The organism is Burkholderia lata, assembly GCF_902499025.1.
Taxonomy (GTDB): domain Bacteria; phylum Pseudomonadota; class Gammaproteobacteria; order Burkholderiales; family Burkholderiaceae; genus Burkholderia; species Burkholderia lata_C.
Genome location: NZ_CABVPW010000019.1, coordinates 19,834 through 36,457, shown reverse-complemented (window position 1 = coordinate 36,457; position 16,624 = coordinate 19,834). Strand labels below are relative to the sequence as shown.

Sequence of the window (16,624 nt, the reverse complement as noted above, 5' to 3'; positions counted from 1 at the left end):
GCAGGAATTAATCCGGATGTTTTGTTGAGCGGATAAATACTTTGCTGAGGCGGATTAAAAATAAATGCCGGAAAAATTTTCGAAGAAAAACCCGGAGCCGCGAGGTGGGACGCGGGGATGCAAATGAAAATGGCGGAAATGGACAGGCACCGGCGCGCCGCACTGTAAAAGCCAATCCCGATACACGATGAAGAATTCGAAAAGCGGAATGATGCGAATAGAGTCAATGCGTCTGGCAAGAATCGAAATATGCCCCTACAATTCGGCTCGCATCGATACCGGCAGCCGTGCCCTTTTCAGCGCGCGGTGACGGCAACGCGCCGTGTCTTTACCCGATCAGTGATCAAAACAAGCAATACCGGGTATTACGCCGGCCGGTTGTCTGTCGCGCAGTGTGGCGAACGCCGAATATCGATGTGCTTGTGCGTCGCCATAGAGCGGCTTCCGACGATTATTCCGAACCGGGCCGGCCACCCGCAGGAACGCAGCCAGCGGCCATTCCAGAACAGGTGCACGATGCATCCATCGATCTCCGCATTGGGTGACGCCCATATCCTGATCGTCGACGATCAGCCCGACCAGCTTCGCTTGCTGATCGACATCCTGCGCGGCACGGGATGCCGGATCAGCATTGCATCCGACGGGTTGCAAGCGTGCCAGCGCGCGCAGGCGCTCGTGCCCGACCTGATCCTGATGGATGTCCGCATGCCGCGCATGGACGGCTTCACCGCGTGCCGGCTGCTGGCCGCCGATCCGCTGACATGCGCGATTCCGGTGATCTTCCTGACCGTGGCCGGCGCGTTGCACGAACGCCTCGAGGGATTCGAAATCGGCTGCGTCGACTATGTGGTGAAACCGTTCGAGCCGTCCGAAGTGCTCGCACGGATTCGCGTGCAGCTTGCGCGGGAACGGCGCGAGCAGCCCGTCGACACGGAAAGCCCGTTTGCGGCCGGCAAGGACGACGACATCATCGTGCGCGCGGCCATCCGCCACCTGGCGCGGACGCTGAACGATCCACCGACGGTGGAGCAACTGGCACGCGCGGTCGGCACGCATGAAAAGCGGCTGTCACGTGCGTTTCGCGACAACCTCGGCCAGACGGTATTCGAGTATCTGCGGCACGAGCGGCTGCGGATCGCGCAGGATCTGCTGGATTCGACGTCGCTCAGCATTGCCGGCATTGCGAAGGAAATCGGCTTCTCCACGCCGGCGAATTTCGCGACCGCATTCCGCGAACGTTTCGGCCTCACGCCGACCGAGTGGCGCCGCCAGCGCCACGCCGGCGAACGTGCCGCGCGCCGGGAACCGCAGCGCGACGCGTAGCACGCGTTCCACGCGTTCCGCGCGTTCGCGATTACCAGTTGTATTTCGCGCTGGCCAGCACGGTCCGCTCGTTGCCGAACACGCAGACGGCGTACGACTGGCAACCGCTGACATAGCGCCGGTCGAACAGGTTCGCGACGTTCAGCGCGAACCGCCAGTGCGGCATCTCGTAGTGCAGCGCCAGATCGACCAGCGTCACGCTCGGCACGGTCAGCGAGTTGTCGGGTGCGCCGGCCGACGCACTCTGGTAGCGCACGCCACCGCCGAGCCCGAGGCCCGACAGCGGGCCCGTGCGCCAGGTCCAGTCGGCCCACATCGACGCCATCTGCCGCGGCAGCGGCACGGCGACCGGCCAGTTGTTCAGCGACGCATCGTTCGCCTGCACGTTCTTGACGTCCTGATAGACATACGATGCGACGATCGACAGCTCGCGTGTCATCTTGCCGACCGCACTCAGCTCGATCCCGCGCGAACGCACCTTGCCGGTCTGCACGGACGTCGTGCCGGTCGGGTCGAGATTGACCGGTGTCGGCGTCACGACGTGAGTCTGGTCGATCTGGTAGACGGCCGCACTCAGCATCAGGTTCCTGCCGGGCGGCTGCCAGCGCAATCCGGCTTCCGTCTGCTTGCCGCGCGTCGGCGTGGGCAAGCCGCCGCCATACAAGCGCACGCCGATGACGGGATCGAACGACGTCGAATAGCTCACGTACGGCGACAGTCCGGCGTCCCCCTGATAAGTGAGCCCGACGCGCCCGGAGAACGCACTGACGTCCTGCTGCGCCTGCGTGCCGGCCGTGCGGTCGTCGAACCGCGCATTGACGAAATCCTCGCGGCCGCCGAGCGTCAGCGTCCAGCGCTTCCAGCGGATCTGGTCCTGCGCGTACACGCCGACGCCGTTCATCGCCGTGTACTGGTCGATGTGGCCGAGCGACGTCGGGCCGGAGAAAATCGCGTCGGTGACGGGGCGATAGACGGGTTGATACAGGTTGAGCGACGGCGCCAGCGCGAGCCGCACGCTGTTGGTCGTCGTCTGCCGGTCATATTGCACGCCGAGCAGCAGCGTATGTTCGAGCGGCCCCGTGCCGAAGCGTGCCTGCGCGTGGTTGTCGATGTCGAACCGGCTGTAGTTGAGCTGGAACAGCCCCGCGTAACGCATCATGTCGGTGGTGCTGCGGGGCATGAAACCAATGCCGAACACCGTCGCGTCGTCGAGCGACAGGTGCGACCAGCGCACGTCCTGGTGCAGCGACCAGATCGCATTCACGCGGTGCTCCAGCGCGTAGCCGAGCGACCACTGCTTCTTCCGGTAGTCGTTGAACCCGGGGGCGCCCATGTAGATGTCCTGCGACAGGCGGCCGTTCGGGTTCGGCAACACCGTGCCCGACGCGGGCAGGAAGTTCGACGAAATATCGCCGCTGTCCTGCAGGAACGTCGCCGAGAGCGTCAGCGACGTGTCCGCGTTCGGCCGCCAGCGGAACGACGGCGCCAGCGCGACGCGCCGGTCGCCGTTCGGGCCGGTGACCGCATTGCCGTCGCGCGCCACGCCGACGAAGCGGTACGCGTAGCGGCCGTCCGGGTCGAGCGTGTCGCCGACATCGACCATGAATTGCTTGCGCGCGTCATTGCCGATCTCCACGCCGGCTTCGCGAACGCGTTCGCCGTCGGCGAGCTTCGTGTGCGCGTCGACGATCGCGCCGGGCTCGCCCGCGCCGTACAGCACCGACGTCGGCCCGCGCAGCACGGCGATCGAGTCGATCGTGTACGGATCGACGCGCCAGTTCGCGATGACGGCCGTATTCGGCGCGGCCACACCGTCGACGTACAGCGTCGGCGTGAAGCCGCGCAGCGCCGCATACCAGTCGGTGCGGCTGTCGGCGCCGAACGTCGCGAATCCCGGCACGTAGCGCAGTGCCTGGTTCAGGTCGGTCGCGCCGGTCATCTCGATCTGCTGCGCGGTCACGAGATTGATCGTTTGCGGGATCTCGGCCACCGGCGTGTCGGTCTTCGTGCCGGCCGCGGTGCGCAGCCCGACGAGCCCGCTCGACGAACCGTCGGCCTTCCCTGCCACGTCGATTGCCGGCAGCGCGGCCGCCGCCGCGCCGGCCGGCGGCGTGGCGGCCGCACCCGATGCCTGCGCGTGTGCGCCGCCCGCTGCCGCCACGTACAACGCGCTCCCGGCAGCGATCGCCCTCGCGCGTCGCGCCGCGCCCGTCCCCGTTACCATCGTTCCATGCTCCGTCGTGCTGGTGGCCGATTCGGCCCGATCGCGGCGCGACGCACCGTCGGCGTCCGCCCTGTGTTGTCTTCCTGGCGATGCTGGTTGCGCGCGAGTCGGCATGCACTGGCCCATGGCGTCGGTCGCGAGCGCAGCGATGATACCGGGCGAACATAGCGCAGTCTTTAAAAAAGTGAGTCGACGTTCGGTGCATGGAAAGCGGAGCCGGTTCGGCAGCGATCCATGCGGCTTTCGCCGGGCAAGGCGGATGAAAGACGAGGACGCTAGACTGCGTGCGCCGCGGGAGCGGCCGCAGATTGAACGGCCCTGCGCGCGTCACCGGGCTTCGCCGGGTCGTTCCGGCCGCACGCGCCCGACGTCGCGATGTTGTGCGCCCCAGGGGCGGCTTCCGTGTTTGTCACACCACCGTCATCAGCGAGGATCCTATGCGCCGCATGTCGTCCCGACCGCTGTTCGCTGCGTTGTTCGTCGCAGGCGCGCTCTTCGCCGTTGTGCCACCCGCCCATGCGTGCGACCTCCCGGCGGCCGTCACGACGATCGATCCGCCCGGCTACTATGACGACGCCGCCGGCTATGCGCGCGCCGTGAAGCCGATGCGCGATTTCATTGCGCGGCTCAATGCGTCGGCCGACAAGGGTGACTGGTCGTGCGCCGCGAGCCTGCTGGAAAGCTGGGCGCAAGCCGATGCGCTGATGGGCCCGATCTCCGGTTATCAGGGCTACTACGAGCGTTCGTGGGCCGGCACCGACTTCGCGATGGTGATCCTGCGCATGCCGCGCGACGTGCGCGAAGCAAACCGCGCGCGGTTCGACACGATCGATCCGTGGCTCGAACGCATCGCGATCGCCACCCGCGATGCGGAGGCGATCAATCATTTGCACAACAACCTCGTGTACTGGGCCGGCCTCGACCTGATCGCCATCGGCACCGTGACCGGCAACGCGAGCCTCGTCGACTCGGGGCTGCTGCGGGTACGCGAAGGCATCCGCGACATCGGCCCCGACGGGGCGCTCGCGCGCGAAGTCAAACGCGGCAACCGCGCGCTGCACTATCACACGTTCGCGCTGCTCCCGCTCGTGTTCGCAGCGGAACTCGTGCAGCGGCGCCATATCGATCTCTATCGGGAAAACGACGGCGCGATCGGCCGCCTCGCGAACCTCGTCATCGATGCGGTCGACGATCCCGCCAGCTTCACGGCCATCACGCCGGTCAAGCAGGACCTGTTTCCGTGGACGTTCCGCGATGAACTGAGCTGGGTCGAGCCGTACTACGCGCGCTTTCACGATAGCCGCCTGCCGGCGATCATCGCGCCGCGCCGGCCGTTCACCGAATGGCGGCTCGGTGGCGACGTGACGGCGGTCTGGGGTGCGCCGCTGCCGTAAGCCCGGTCACCCGCGCACGCGGCGCGCCCTGAGCGTCGCCGTATCGTCGGCCGGCAGCTTCTCGCGAAAATGTCGCAGCCGCAGCGCCCGCACGAAACCCATCGGCACACTCAATCGAGGCTGCCCGGATCGCCTGCGAGCCGCTCGTTCAGCACGCGCGCGTCCGCCTGCCGGTCCAGCGACAGGCACATGTCGCTCAACGCATCGACGCGCGCACGGTCAAGCGCCAGGCCCGCCAGCGCACGATATTTCGCCAGAAGCGTCGCATCCGGCAGCGGATTGCGCGGATCGCCGAGTGCGATCGGAACATGACGCGATTCCCGCATTCCGTTCGCGCGGTACAGGATGACCGTCGGCTCGTCGAGATCGCCGAGCTCGGGATCGACATCGACCTCGATGCGTGCGAGCAGCGCGGTGACGCGCGGATCGGTGCGCCGGTCGTCGCGATAGACACCGAGTCCCGTGTCGCCGAATGCGAGTGCCGCCGCCACCGCGTACGGCAGGCTCATCTGCGCGGATGACAGCGTCGACAGGTCGCGACCGCCGCACATCCGCACAACGAACGCGCTTGCGCGCACCACCACCCGTTCCAGCTCGCCGGCGTCGAACGTGCGGCCGTCCGCAAGCTGCAGCGCCGCGTCGACGGCCGCATGCGCACTGCGGCACGATGCATGCGGCTTGATCGAGCAGCGCATCAGCTTCCAGTGCGCGCCAAGGCCATCAGTCAATGCGTCGGGCACACGAGACTGCGCGGCGAACGTGTTGAAGAAGCCACCCCATACGTCGTCGAACACGCGGGCGGGACCGCTTACGCCTTCGCGCGCGAGCAGCGCCGCGAGCACGCCGCCTTCCGCCGCGCGCCCGGCGTGCAGCCGCTTCGTCTGCGATCCGTCGTGGATGAAGCTCCACAGTCCGCCGGCGAAGCTCGCCGCGTGGCCAAGCGCGTCGCGCGTGCGTGCGGTGTCGAGCCCGAGCACGCGCGCACTCGCGGCCGCCGCGCCGAACACGCCGCAACTGAGCGTCGAATGCCAGCCCGCGCCGTTATGGGCCGAGTAGCCGCCCGCCGCCTCGAGCACGCGCCGGCCGACGTCGTAACCGAGCACGATTGCCGTCACGCATTCCCGGCCCGTCACCGGGTGGCCGGCGCACGACAGCGCGGCGAGCACGGCAGGCAGCACGACCGCCCCCGAATGGTCGCAGCCGCCGGAATCGTCGAGCTCGAGCGCATGCGCGGCAATGCCGTTGACGAACGCCGCGTCGCGCGCGCCGGCGGTCCGGCGCGTGCCCCAGAGCGATGCGCCACCGTGCGCGGTGTCGCCGGTCAGCGCGCGGGCGCTGCGCGTCTCGACGGCCGACGTGCCGGCCAGCGCCGCACCGAATGTGTCGAGCACGTGACGCCTGGCCTTCGCAACGACCTCCTCCGGCAACGCGTCGGCGGCTGTCTGCGCGACGAACGCCGCGAGCCGCGTCGCGCGTGTTTGCGCATCCGTCGTCATCTCGCCGACTCCTCGGCCACGCAGTGCGCGAACACGTCGACCGGATGACCCGGTTCATTGACGGGCGCCTGGGTGCGCCACCAGCTTGCGATGTCGCGCCCGGTGGCGAACCACACGTCGCCCGCGTCGCGCAGGTGAGCCAGCAACGCCCGCAGCAGATCGATGCGCGCCGCCGTGCCGATGATCTCGGGATGCAGGCGCAACACGCAGCACAGCCCGAAACGCCGGAACCCGTCGACGTCGCGCAGCCAGTTGTCGAGCACGTCGCGATAGGCAGCGATGCGAGGCTGGCCGGCAGGCACGGGCGGCGACAGGTTGAACGCGAAGTACGGCTCGTCGTCGAGTTCGTCGTGGAGCGGCAGTTCGACGAGCCGCGCACCTTCCGTGCCGCCGTCGCCGCGCGGATGCACGTACGGCCGATCGTCGCCGCGCCACGACGACGACCACGTGAAGCCCTCCGCGACGAGAAAATCCGCGAAACCGTCGGCCCAGTTGCCGGTGAACGAGCGAAAACCCGCCGCCTCGCGGCCGGTCGCGTCCGCCAGCGCGCCACTCCCGGCGCGGCACGCATCGATCTGCGCGGCGAGCGGCAGCGCATCGAAATCCTCGCAGCGATAACCGCTCACGCCGAGCTCGTGGCCAGCCGCCGCGATCTCGCGCACCGCGGCCCCGTGGGTTTCGGCGACGACGCCGGGCACGAACCAGCTCGCCGGTACGCCGAACGCGTCGAATGCCGCGAGCAACCGGTCGACGCCTCGGGTCGCGCCGTAGCGCCACACCGACAGCGATTTCTCGCGGCCGACGATGCGCGGCTCGCGGGTCTGGATGCCATGAATGTCGTTGAAGTCGACCGTGATCGCGACCGCGCAGCGCGCGCCGCCCGGCCATGCAGGAAATATCGTCACGCGTTGCTCCGTTGCGTCGGTTGTGCATCTCGCGTGGCCTGCGCGAGCCACCAGTCGGCCACTTCGCGGCAGCGCGCGAACCATACGCCATCCCGTGCGCGCATGTGCGCGAGCCACGCCTCCAGTAGCGCGATGCGCCCCGGCTTGCCGCAGACCTTCGGATGCAGCAGCGTCGTCAGGCACAGCCCTTCGCGGTACACGCCGTCGAATTCGCGCGTCCAGTTGTCGAGTGTCGCGCCGTAACCGGCGATCCGGTCGAGCCCGGCCGGATAGTCGGGGTTGCGGTGATACGCGAGCGACGCGTAATCGTCGGTCTCCCAGCGGCCCGGAATCTCGACGAGCGGCGGCGCGCCGTCCGTGCCGTGCAGCAGGTACGGCCGGTCGTCGCCGCGCATCGAACTCGAATAGCGCACGCCGGCCTCGCGCAGCACGGCCACGGTCGCGTCGCTCCAGTCGCCGGACGGCGTGCGGAACCCGACCGGCCGCACGCCGAGCGTGCGCGCGAAGACGTCGGCGGACTGCGCCATGATTTCGCGCTGCCGCTCGGGCTCGAGCGTCCAGAACGCTTCGTGCCGATAGCCGTGATAGCCGATTTCGTGGCCGCGCTCGACGATCGCCGCGCATTGCGCGGGCCACGTCTGCGCGATCCACGCGGGCACGAAGAACGTCGCGGGCAGATCGAACGACGCGAGCAGGTCGAGCAACCGGCCGAGCGCGCGCCACGGCCCGTAGCTGCCGAGCGTGAAATACGCGGGGTTGCGCCAGATCGACCCGTTCAGCATCGCGTCGCCGGTCGGGCCGTCGAGATCGAACGCGAGCGCGACGCATGCGCGCTGCGCGTCCGGCCAGCGGGGAGCGAGGTCCGTCATCTCGCGCTCAGCGCGTCGCGTTGATCGTCGCCTTCGCCACTGCGTGCTCCTGCAGCCCCCATTTCGCGAGCAGCTTCTGGTACGAACCGTCGGCGATCAACTGGTTGAGCGCCGTCGTCAGCGCACTGCTCAGCGCGGTATTGCCCTTCGCGACGCCGATACCGGTGTATTGCGACAGGAACGGCTTGCCGACCGGCGCATATGCGTTCTGTTCGAGACTGTTCTGGTACGGCAGCGTCTCGCCGCCCTGCACGGCCGCGTCGATGCGGTTCTGGCGCAACTGCATCCGGGCGTCCGCCGAGCCGTCGGTACCGACCACGACGATCGCCGGCTTGCCGGCTTTCACGCAGTTCTCCGCGCTCCACGCGGTCGTGTTGTCCGGAAACGACGTGCGCCGGCTCGACCCGACGCGCTTTCCGCATAGCGCGTTCATCTGCGCGAACTCGCCGGCACGCGCCTTCAGCGTGTAGAACTGCGGGCCCGTCTCGATGTAGTCGACGAAGGTCACCGCATCGCGGCGGGTCGGCAGGTCGGTCATGCCGGACAGGATCATGTCGACGCGTTGGGTGGCAACCGCGCTCATCATCTGGTCGAAGCTGGTTTCGACCCAGTTCAGTTTCGCGCCCATCTTCGCGGCCAGTGCCTCGCCGAGATCGACGTCGAAGCCCGCCAGCTTGTCGGTCGCCGGGTCCTTGTATTCGAACGGCGGATAGTTCGGCACGATCGCGACGTTCAGCGTACGTTTCGCGCTCGCGGATTGCGCGGCGGCGTACGACGCGTGGAGCGCGAGCGCGCCGAATGCGACAGCGGCCAGCGTGCGGGTCAGGACGGATGCTTTCATGGGATGTCGCCTTGTCGTAATGAAGTCATGGGGGACTGCGCCGCTCTCGGTGACGGCTCGATCGATCGGGGGCCCGGCCCGTTCATGCAATCACGGCGGAGATGAAGTCGCGCGTGCGCGCATGCGTCGGCGCGGACAGTACCTGGTCGGGCGGCCCGCTCTCGACGATCCGGCCGCCGTCCATGAACACGACGCGGTCGGCCACCTCGCGCGCAAACCCGAGCTCGTGCGTGACGACGATCATCGTCATCCCGCTCTTCGCGAGATCGCGCATCACGGCCAGCACTTCACCGACGAGTTCAGGGTCGAGCGCCGACGTCGGTTCGTCGAACAGGATCAGTTGCGGATGCATCGCAAGCGCCCGCGCGATCGCGACGCGCTGCTGCTGGCCGCCCGACAGCTCGACCGGAAACGCGTCGCACTTGTGCCCGAGCCCGACGCGCGCGAGCAGCGCGCGCGCTTCCTCCTCGGCTTGCGCGCGGCGGCGCTTGAGCACCTGCACCGGGCCTTCGATCACGTTCTCGAGCGCGGTCTTGTGCGGAAACAGGTTGAAGCGCTGGAACACCATGCTGGTCGCGAGCCGCTGGCGCGCGACCTGGCGCTCCGACAGTTCGTGCAGCCGGTCGCCGGTGCGCCGGTAGCCGGCCAGCTCGCCGTTGACCCACAGCGCGCCCGCGCTGATCGTCTCGAGCTGGTTGATGCAGCGCAGGAACGTGCTCTTGCCCGAGCCGGACGGCCCGATGATGCACAGCACTTCGCCCGGCGCGACGTCGAGCGTGATGCCGTGCAGCGCCTGGAAATCGCCGTACGACTTGCGCACGTCGACCGCGCGAACGACCGCGTTCGTCATGACGTTCTCCCGATGGTTGAGGATCGTATCGTTCATTTGCGCCCTGCCGCTCGGCCCGCGCCGCGTGCGTAGCGGCGTTCGACGCGCGCCTGCGCGAGCGACAGCACGGTCACGACCGCGAGATACCAGATGCCGGCGACGATCAGCAGCTCGATCACGCGGGCGTTCGCGTAATAGATGTTCTGCGCGTTGTGCAGCATCTCCGCGTATTGCACGACGCTCGCGAGCGACGTCAGCTTGACCATGCCGATCAGCTCGTTGCCGATCGGCGGCACGATCACGCGCATCGCCTGCGGCAGGATGATCCGGCGCAGCGCCTGCAGGCGCGCCATGCCGATCGATTTCGCGGCCTCGTACTGGCCGGTGTCGACCGACAGCAGCCCCGCGCGCACGACCTCCGACGTATACGCGCCCTGGTTGATCCCGAGCCCGAGCACGGCCGCGAGGAACGGCGTCATCACGTCGACGGTCCGGTATTCGGCGATGCCCGGAATGCCGAGCGTCGGAAACACCAGCGCGAGGTTGAACCACAGCAGCAGCTGCAGGATCACCGGCGTGCCGCGGAACAGCCAGATGTAGCCCTGCGCGATCGCGCCGAGCACCGGGTTCGACGACAGCCGCATCACCGCGGTGACGACGCCGAGCACGACGCCGAGCGTCATCGCGAGCACGGTCATCACGATCGTGTTGCCGAGCCCCGTCAGGATCGAGTGCGCGGTGAGGAACTGGCCGACGACGCGCCACTCGATCTGCCCGCGCGCGAACGCGGCGACCACATAGGCCAGCGCGGCGATGATCGCGATCGACGCGACATAGCGGCCCCAGTAGCGCCGGCGCACGCGCACGAGGCCGGCCGTGTCGTCGGCCGCGGGGCCGGTCGGCACGGATGCGCGGTCGAGACGGCTTGAATCGGATGCGCTCAGCATGACGGCCCCCGGTAGTCGACCGCCCACGCGGCCTGGCGTTCGATGGCTTCGCCCAGGCGGCCGATCTGCTCGCGCACACGGGCGGGCGACGTGCCGCCCGCACCGCCGCGGGCCGCGACGGCCGCGTCGAGCGTCAGATGCGCGCGCACCGCCGGCGCGAGCCGCGCGTCGACGGCCTGCAGCTGTGCCGCGCTCGCGTCCGCGAGCTCGATGCCGTCCCGCTCGCACGCGCGCACGAGCGCGCCGGTGATTTCGTGTGCTTCGCTGAATGGCACCCCCGTCAGCGCCAGCCAGTCGGCGACTTCGGTGGCGAGCGTGAAACCGAGCGGCGCCTGGCGACGCATCTCGTCGACGTTCACGCGCATCGTGCGGATCATCCCCGCCATCGCGGGCAACACGAGTTCGAGCGTATCGATCGCATCGAACGCGGCGATCTTGTCTTCGGCGAGATCGCGGTTGTACGCGAGCGGCAGCGATTTCAGCGTCGCGAGCAGGCCCGTTAGGTTGCCGATCAGGCGCCCGGCCTTGCCGCGCGTGAGTTCCGCGATGTCCGGGTTCTTCTTCTGCGGCATGATCGAGCTGCCCGTCGCATAGCCGTCGTCGAGTTCCACCCAGCGGAATTGTCGCGACGTCCACAGGATCACTTCTTCCGACAGGCGGGACAGGTTGACGGCCAGCATGCTCGTGACGAACGAGAATTCGGCGACGTGATCGCGGGCGGCCACCGCGTCGATCGAGTTCTCGCACGGCGCGTCATAACCGAGCTCCTGCGCGGACAGCTCGGGCCGCACGCAGATCGCCGAACCGGCAAGCGCGGCCGCGCCGAGCGGCGAACGCGCGGTGCGACGGTCCCAGTCGACCAAACGGTCGGCGTCGCGATACAGCGACTGCGCGTGCGCAAGCAACTGATGGCCGAACACGATCGGCTGGGCCGGCTGCAGGTGGGTGAATCCAGCCGTCACCGTATCGACGTGCCGGCTCGCCTGGCCGACCAGCGCGTCCTGCAGGTCGAGCACGCCGCGCACCAGCTGGCGCGCCTTGTCGCGCAGGTACAGGCGCAGGTCGTTCGCCGCCTGGTCGTTGCGCGACCGCCCGGCGCGCAGCTTGCCGCCCAGCGCCGGCAGCCGCTGCGTGAGTACGCGCTCGAGGAAGGTATGCACGTCCTCGTCGGCCGGCGACGGCGCGATCGCGCCGGCCGCGTAGTCGCGTGCGATGCCGTCCATCGCGGCCAGCAGTTGCGCCAGTTCGTCGTCGCTCAGGATGCCTGCGCGATTCAGCTCGCGCGCATGCGCACGGGAGCCCGCCAGGTCGTACGGCACGAGACGGAAGAAACTCGGATCGGAGCGGGACAGGTTCAGCAGCGCATCGGACGGCTTCGACTGGAAGCGGCCGCCCCACAGGCGTTCGATCGGTTCGGTAAGGCTCATTGCGGTCGACCTCGACTCGGTTGGATTGCCCCCACTGTAGGCATTCAATTTTTTTTGTTGTAGCGAGAAATTGAATCCGCTTAAATGAAATTTTTCTCAGCACAGCGTCATTCGACGCGCCCGCCGATGCGCAACCGCCTGCCCCCGCTGAACCCGCTTCGCGCGTTCGAAGCCGCCGCCCGGCGCGGCAGCGTGTCGGCCGCCGCCGACGAACTGCACGTGACCGCGAGCGCGGTCAGCCACCAGATCCGGATTCTCGAAAGCACGCTCGGCGTCGCGCTTTTCGTCAGATCAAAGGCGCGCGTGAAGCTCACGCCGGAAGGCGAAGCGCTGCTGGAGCCGGTCGGCGCTGCGTTCGACATGATCGCGAACGCGACCGTCAGGCTCGATTCGCCGGCCGCCGCCGGCGATCTCGTCGTGTCGACGCCGCTGTCGCTGACGTCGCGCTGGCTCGCCAGGCACATCGGCGATTTTCTCGAGCGCTACCCGGGTATCCACCTGAAAGTGATTCCGTCGAACGACGAGCGCGAGATCTATTCGCCGGACGTCGACGTCTGCATTCGCTACGGGGAAGGCAACTGGCGCAACCGGCATGTCGAGTTGCTCGAGCATCCGGCGCTGTTTCCGGTCGTGAGCCCGGCCTTGATGAACGGGCCGGATGCGATCCGCAAGGTGCAGGATCTCGCGGGACGCACGCTGTTCTGCGAGCATGCGGGTTCGTGGATGCGCTGGCTGGCGGAAGCGAACGCCGACCAGCTGCCGGGCATCCGCATTCTCGAAATCGGCAACGCGCACATCGGCGTCGAAGCTGCGGTGCACGGGCAAGGCGTGGCGCTCGGCGACAGCCTGTCGGTGCGCGACGACCTGATCGACGGCACGCTCGTGCGGCCGTTCAGCGCGACGGTGCCGTCACGTCATGCTTACTATCTCGTCACGCGTCAGGAGCTGGCCGACTCGCCGCTCGTGACCGCGTTCACGTCGTGGCTGCGCGCGCGGCTCGCGTGACGTGCGTCGCGACGCGAGGCCGGGCTCAGGTCGCGAGACTCGCAAGATCGTCCCACACCATCACGATGTTGTGCGATCGCCAGATCGGCCCCGGATCGATGTACTCGCCGGCAAGCCGGCCGTGCAGCGCCTCATAGAACGCGATCGCAGCGTCGTTCCCGGTGACGACGCTCAACGCGGCGCCGTGGTAGCCCAGCCGGCTCAGATGCATCGCCAGTCGCGCCAGCAGCTGACGGCCGATGCCGCGCCGCTTGTACCCGGGATCGACATACAGGAATTTGATCTCGCCGCGGCCGTCGAAGATCGATTCCGACGGCGTGCCGGCCGCGCCGATTCCAACGATCCTGTCGTCGGTCTCCGCAATCAGCACGAGCTGGTGCGCGTCGTTCGACGACAGCTTTTCCCGCCATTTCCTGCCGCGATAGCGCTCGTCGAGGACGGCGTACGCTTCCGCCGGCGCGAGATCCCGGTAGGTGTGCCGCCAGACCTTGACGTGAAAGTCGGCGATCGCCTGCGCATCGTCGAGATGGGCGGACCGGATGGCTATGCCAGTCATCGAAAACTCTCCCGGGCGGCGTGGCGATGGTGGGTACGGCGTGCATCGCGGATTGTCCGCGATCCGTGCAGCGATGTCGATCACCGCTCATCGCCGGTGGCCTGGAACGCCGAACGTGCCCGCTGTTTCCTTCGCTGTTTCCTTCATCAACCCCGCCCGCGCCGCATCCTGAGCGTCGCCGACGGCGACTCGCCGAACGCCCGCTTGTACTCGATCGCGAATCGCCCGAGGTGCGCGAAACCCCATTTCAGCGCGATATCCGTCACCGATGCGAGGCCCGGCGAATCGTCGGCCAGCAGTTCCTCGCGCACATGTTGCAGCCGCAACTGCCGCACGAAGCCCATCGGCGTGATCCCGTGGCGATGGCGGAAGCCGGCGAACAGCGTGCTCGGGCTGACGCCGGCGAGTTCGGCGAGCCGTTCGATCGTCAGCGGCTCGTCGAGATGCGCGCGGATGTAGTCCTCGACGCGCCGCACGTAGAACGGCGCGAGCGCCACCGGCAGATGCCGCGTGCCGTTGCGCGCGCTGTTCGGGTGGCCGTGCAGCAGCAGGTTGAGCAGCGTCGATTCGAGCGGCTCGAACGCAAGCGGGTGACGCAGCGGATGCGCATCGGTCGCGATCGCGCCCGCGAGGATCGGCAGCATCTGCGCGAGACAAGTGCCCTGCGACGAGGACAGGCTGAATTCCGGTTCGAATTCGACCGGTGCGCGCCGGTCGTCGCCGAAATGCCGCTGCGCATGACGCTCCATCACTTCACGCTCGATGCGCAGGATGACTTGCGGACACGCGTCGCCCCACCGCATCTTCAGCGACAGCGTCGGCGAGATCAACGATGCGGTGCCGAGCGACGACACGAAACGCGCGGACCCGCACTCGATCTCCGCGTCCCCGCGCAGCGGAATCTGCAACAGGAAGAAATGCTCGAGCGGCCCCGGCTCGATGCTGACGCCACCGCCATAATCGAGCAGGTTCAACGACAGGTTGCCCCAGCGTGCATGATGCATGCAGCTGTGCAGCGCGCGCGATTCGCCGGTCGGCGTGAGCCGGTGCGGCTTGAATACGTCGGCGACGCGTGCGCGAACCTCGTCGACGTCGTTCGACTGCAGCAGCAGGTTGTCGTGATTGAAACAGGCCGTATCCGGCAGCCAGCCCGTTCCGGAAAATTGCGCCATCGATGTTCTCCCGTCATGCTCGGTTGCACTCGCGCCGTGCATGCGTTCCCGGTATGGGGGCATCCGCCGCACGATCCGGATAGTGCCCGGAGTATCCGGACAGTCCGGCCGCCAAAGCACGCAAGTCCCGCGCAAACGACGCAAGAAGCGGACCGTTCGCGCATCGTAGAAAACTGTGCGGGTCTTCCGCATCCGCACATACCCGCAGTCAGCCGCGCGCCCGCCCACGCGCGGCGGCCGGTGCAACAGGTTTCCGGAATTCGCGGATACCGGCCGAAGAAAGCGGATAGAAACGCCCATTTCGTCCGCCAATACTGGGCTCGTCGCAGCAATGAAACGAATGGAGGGACACATGCAAGGACGTCACATCGAGATTCCGTCGCCGGACGGCGGCACGTTTCGCGCGTACCTGAGCACGCCGGCCGCCGGCAAGGGGCCGGGCATCGTGCTGTGCCACGAGATCTTCGGCGCGAACGCGACGATGCGGGAAGCCGCCGACTACTACGCGGCGGAAGGCTATACGGTGCTGGTGCCCGACCTGTTCTGGCGCCAGGCGCCGGGGATCGAACTCGGTTACTCGGAAGCCGACGTCGAGCGCGCGATGGCCCTTTACCGCGAATACGACGAGAACAAGGGCGTCGAGGACGTCGGCGCGGCGCTGGCCGTGCTCAAGCAGCGGCCGGAATGCACGGGCGAAACCGGCGTGCTCGGCTACTGCCTCGGCGGCAAGCTCGCGTATCTCGCTGCGTGCCGGCTGCCGGGCGTGGCCGCAGCGGTCAGCTACTACGGCGTGGGCATCGAGCAGGCGCTCGACGAGGCGTCGCACCTGCACGGCCGGCTCGTGCTGCAGATCGCGGGGCAGGACCGCTTCTGCCCGCCCGACGCGCAGCAGCGCATGGCCGACGCGCTGGCCGGGCGCGACGGCGTCGAAGTGTATGTGTATCCGGGCGTCGATCACGCGTTCGCCCGTGCGGGTGGCGATCATTTCGACAAGGCCGCCGCGGTGATGGCCCACCAGCGCGCGATCGCCGCTTTCCGTGCCGCGCTCGGCCCGCACTACGACCTGTCCACACTGTGGGAGGCGCATCTCAAACACGAATTCGACACGCGCAACGTCGATGCAACGATGGCCACGATGGTTGCCGAACCGTACGTCAACCATATTCCGACGCTGACGGGCGGCGTCGGCTACGACGAGCTCAAGCGCTTCTACACGCATCACTTCGTGCATGCGAATCCGCCCGACACGACGATCACGCCGATCTCGCGCACGATCGGCGCGAGCCAGATCGTCGACGAGCTGCTGTTCTGCTTCACGCACACCACCGAGATCGACTGGATGCTGCCGGGCGTCGCGCCGACCGGCAAGCGCGTCGAGATTCCGCTCGTCGCGATCGTCAAGTTTCGCGGCGACAAGCTCTATCACGAGCACATCTACTGGGACCAGGCGAGCGTGCTCGTGCAGATCGGCCTGCTCGATCCGGCCGGCCTGCCGGTCGCGGGCGTCGAAACGGCCCGCAAGCTGCTCGACGAAGCCGTGCCGTCGAACGGCCTGATGCGCCGCTGGCAGGACAGCGAGCCGTCGTCGGGTACGCATTGACGCAGCCCCTTCCCTCACACAACGATTTCCGGAGAC

The 16,624-nt window shown here is 67.9% G+C and carries 14 protein-coding genes; 4 read left to right on the top strand and 10 right to left on the bottom strand.

What is annotated here, in order from left to right; genetic code table 11:
- Window positions 1-516: 516 nt before the first annotated feature.
- Window positions 517-1,323, top strand: a complete 807-nt coding sequence (locus BDI24065_RS20045; protein WP_175032731.1) for a response regulator transcription factor — start codon at window positions 517-519, stop codon at window positions 1,321-1,323.
- Between the two features lie 31 nt (window positions 1,324-1,354).
- Here BDI24065_RS20045 and BDI24065_RS20040 read toward each other — a convergent pair whose 3' ends face one another.
- Window positions 1,355-3,547 (bottom strand): TonB-dependent siderophore receptor, encoded by a 2,193-nt coding sequence (locus BDI24065_RS20040; protein ID WP_175032730.1) that lies wholly within the window; start codon window positions 3,545-3,547, stop codon window positions 1,355-1,357.
- A 446-nt stretch (window positions 3,548-3,993) separates the two neighbouring features.
- Here BDI24065_RS20040 and BDI24065_RS20035 point away from each other — a divergent pair, with 446 nt between their 5' ends.
- Entirely contained in the window at window positions 3,994-4,941 is a 948-nt protein-coding gene (locus BDI24065_RS20035; RefSeq protein ID WP_254609805.1) for a mannuronate-specific alginate lyase, read from the top strand.
- 110 nt (window positions 4,942-5,051) lie between these two features.
- Here BDI24065_RS20035 and BDI24065_RS20030 read toward each other — a convergent pair whose 3' ends face one another.
- The 7 genes from BDI24065_RS20030 to argH form a co-directional block, all read right to left on the bottom strand.
- Window positions 5,052-6,437 carry an MmgE/PrpD family protein gene (locus BDI24065_RS20030; RefSeq protein WP_175032728.1) on the bottom strand — a complete coding sequence of 462 codons (1,386 nt, stop codon included), beginning with the start codon at window positions 6,435-6,437 and terminating at the stop codon, window positions 5,052-5,054.
- Complete coding sequence (locus BDI24065_RS20025; protein ID WP_254609804.1) at window positions 6,434-7,342, bottom strand: polysaccharide deacetylase family protein; 909 nt, start codon at window positions 7,340-7,342, stop codon at window positions 6,434-6,436. Before BDI24065_RS20025 ends, BDI24065_RS20030 begins: the two co-directional genes overlap by 4 nt.
- Window positions 7,339-8,211, bottom strand: a complete 873-nt coding sequence (locus BDI24065_RS20020) for a polysaccharide deacetylase family protein (RefSeq protein ID WP_175032726.1) — start codon at window positions 8,209-8,211, stop codon at window positions 7,339-7,341. The genes BDI24065_RS20025 and BDI24065_RS20020 overlap by 4 nt, the downstream gene beginning before the upstream one ends.
- A 7-nt stretch (window positions 8,212-8,218) precedes the next feature.
- Window positions 8,219-9,052: an ABC transporter substrate-binding protein gene (locus tag BDI24065_RS20015; protein ID WP_053060346.1), complete on the bottom strand. Its 834-nt coding sequence runs from the start codon at window positions 9,050-9,052 to the stop codon at window positions 8,219-8,221.
- Between the two features lie 82 nt (window positions 9,053-9,134).
- A complete protein-coding gene (locus BDI24065_RS20010; RefSeq protein WP_277403765.1) occupies window positions 9,135-9,938 on the bottom strand; it encodes an amino acid ABC transporter ATP-binding protein in 804 nt (267 codons plus the stop codon).
- Window positions 9,935-10,828: an amino acid ABC transporter permease gene (locus tag BDI24065_RS20005; protein WP_175032725.1), complete on the bottom strand. Its 894-nt coding sequence runs from the start codon at window positions 10,826-10,828 to the stop codon at window positions 9,935-9,937. The genes BDI24065_RS20010 and BDI24065_RS20005 overlap by 4 nt, the downstream gene beginning before the upstream one ends.
- The gene (gene argH, locus BDI24065_RS20000; RefSeq protein WP_175032724.1) at window positions 10,822-12,255 is read right to left on the bottom strand and encodes an argininosuccinate lyase; all 1,434 of its coding nucleotides are present in this window, start codon (window positions 12,253-12,255) and stop codon (window positions 10,822-10,824) included. Before argH ends, BDI24065_RS20005 begins: the two co-directional genes overlap by 7 nt.
- 126 nt (window positions 12,256-12,381) lie before the next feature.
- On the opposite strand from argH, the gene gcvA reads away from it, so the two are divergent.
- On the top strand, window positions 12,382-13,260 hold the full coding sequence (gcvA, locus tag BDI24065_RS19995; RefSeq protein ID WP_174967229.1) for a transcriptional regulator GcvA: 879 nt from the start codon (window positions 12,382-12,384) through the stop codon (window positions 13,258-13,260).
- A 25-nt stretch (window positions 13,261-13,285) separates the two neighbouring features.
- On the opposite strand, the gene BDI24065_RS19990 is transcribed toward gcvA, so the two are convergent.
- Together BDI24065_RS19990 and BDI24065_RS19985 are read right to left on the bottom strand one after the other, a co-directional pair.
- Window positions 13,286-13,816 carry a GNAT family N-acetyltransferase gene (locus BDI24065_RS19990; RefSeq protein WP_175032723.1) on the bottom strand — a complete coding sequence of 177 codons (531 nt, stop codon included), beginning with the start codon at window positions 13,814-13,816 and terminating at the stop codon, window positions 13,286-13,288.
- Between the two features lie 146 nt (window positions 13,817-13,962).
- Window positions 13,963-14,988, bottom strand: coding sequence for an AraC family transcriptional regulator (locus BDI24065_RS19985; protein WP_175032722.1), 1,026 nt, complete (start codon window positions 14,986-14,988; stop codon window positions 13,963-13,965).
- Between the two features lie 352 nt (window positions 14,989-15,340).
- On the opposite strand from BDI24065_RS19985, the gene BDI24065_RS19980 reads away from it, so the two are divergent.
- Complete coding sequence (locus BDI24065_RS19980) at window positions 15,341-16,588, top strand: dienelactone hydrolase family protein (RefSeq protein ID WP_175032721.1); 1,248 nt, start codon at window positions 15,341-15,343, stop codon at window positions 16,586-16,588.
- Window positions 16,589-16,624: the final 36 nt, after the last annotated feature.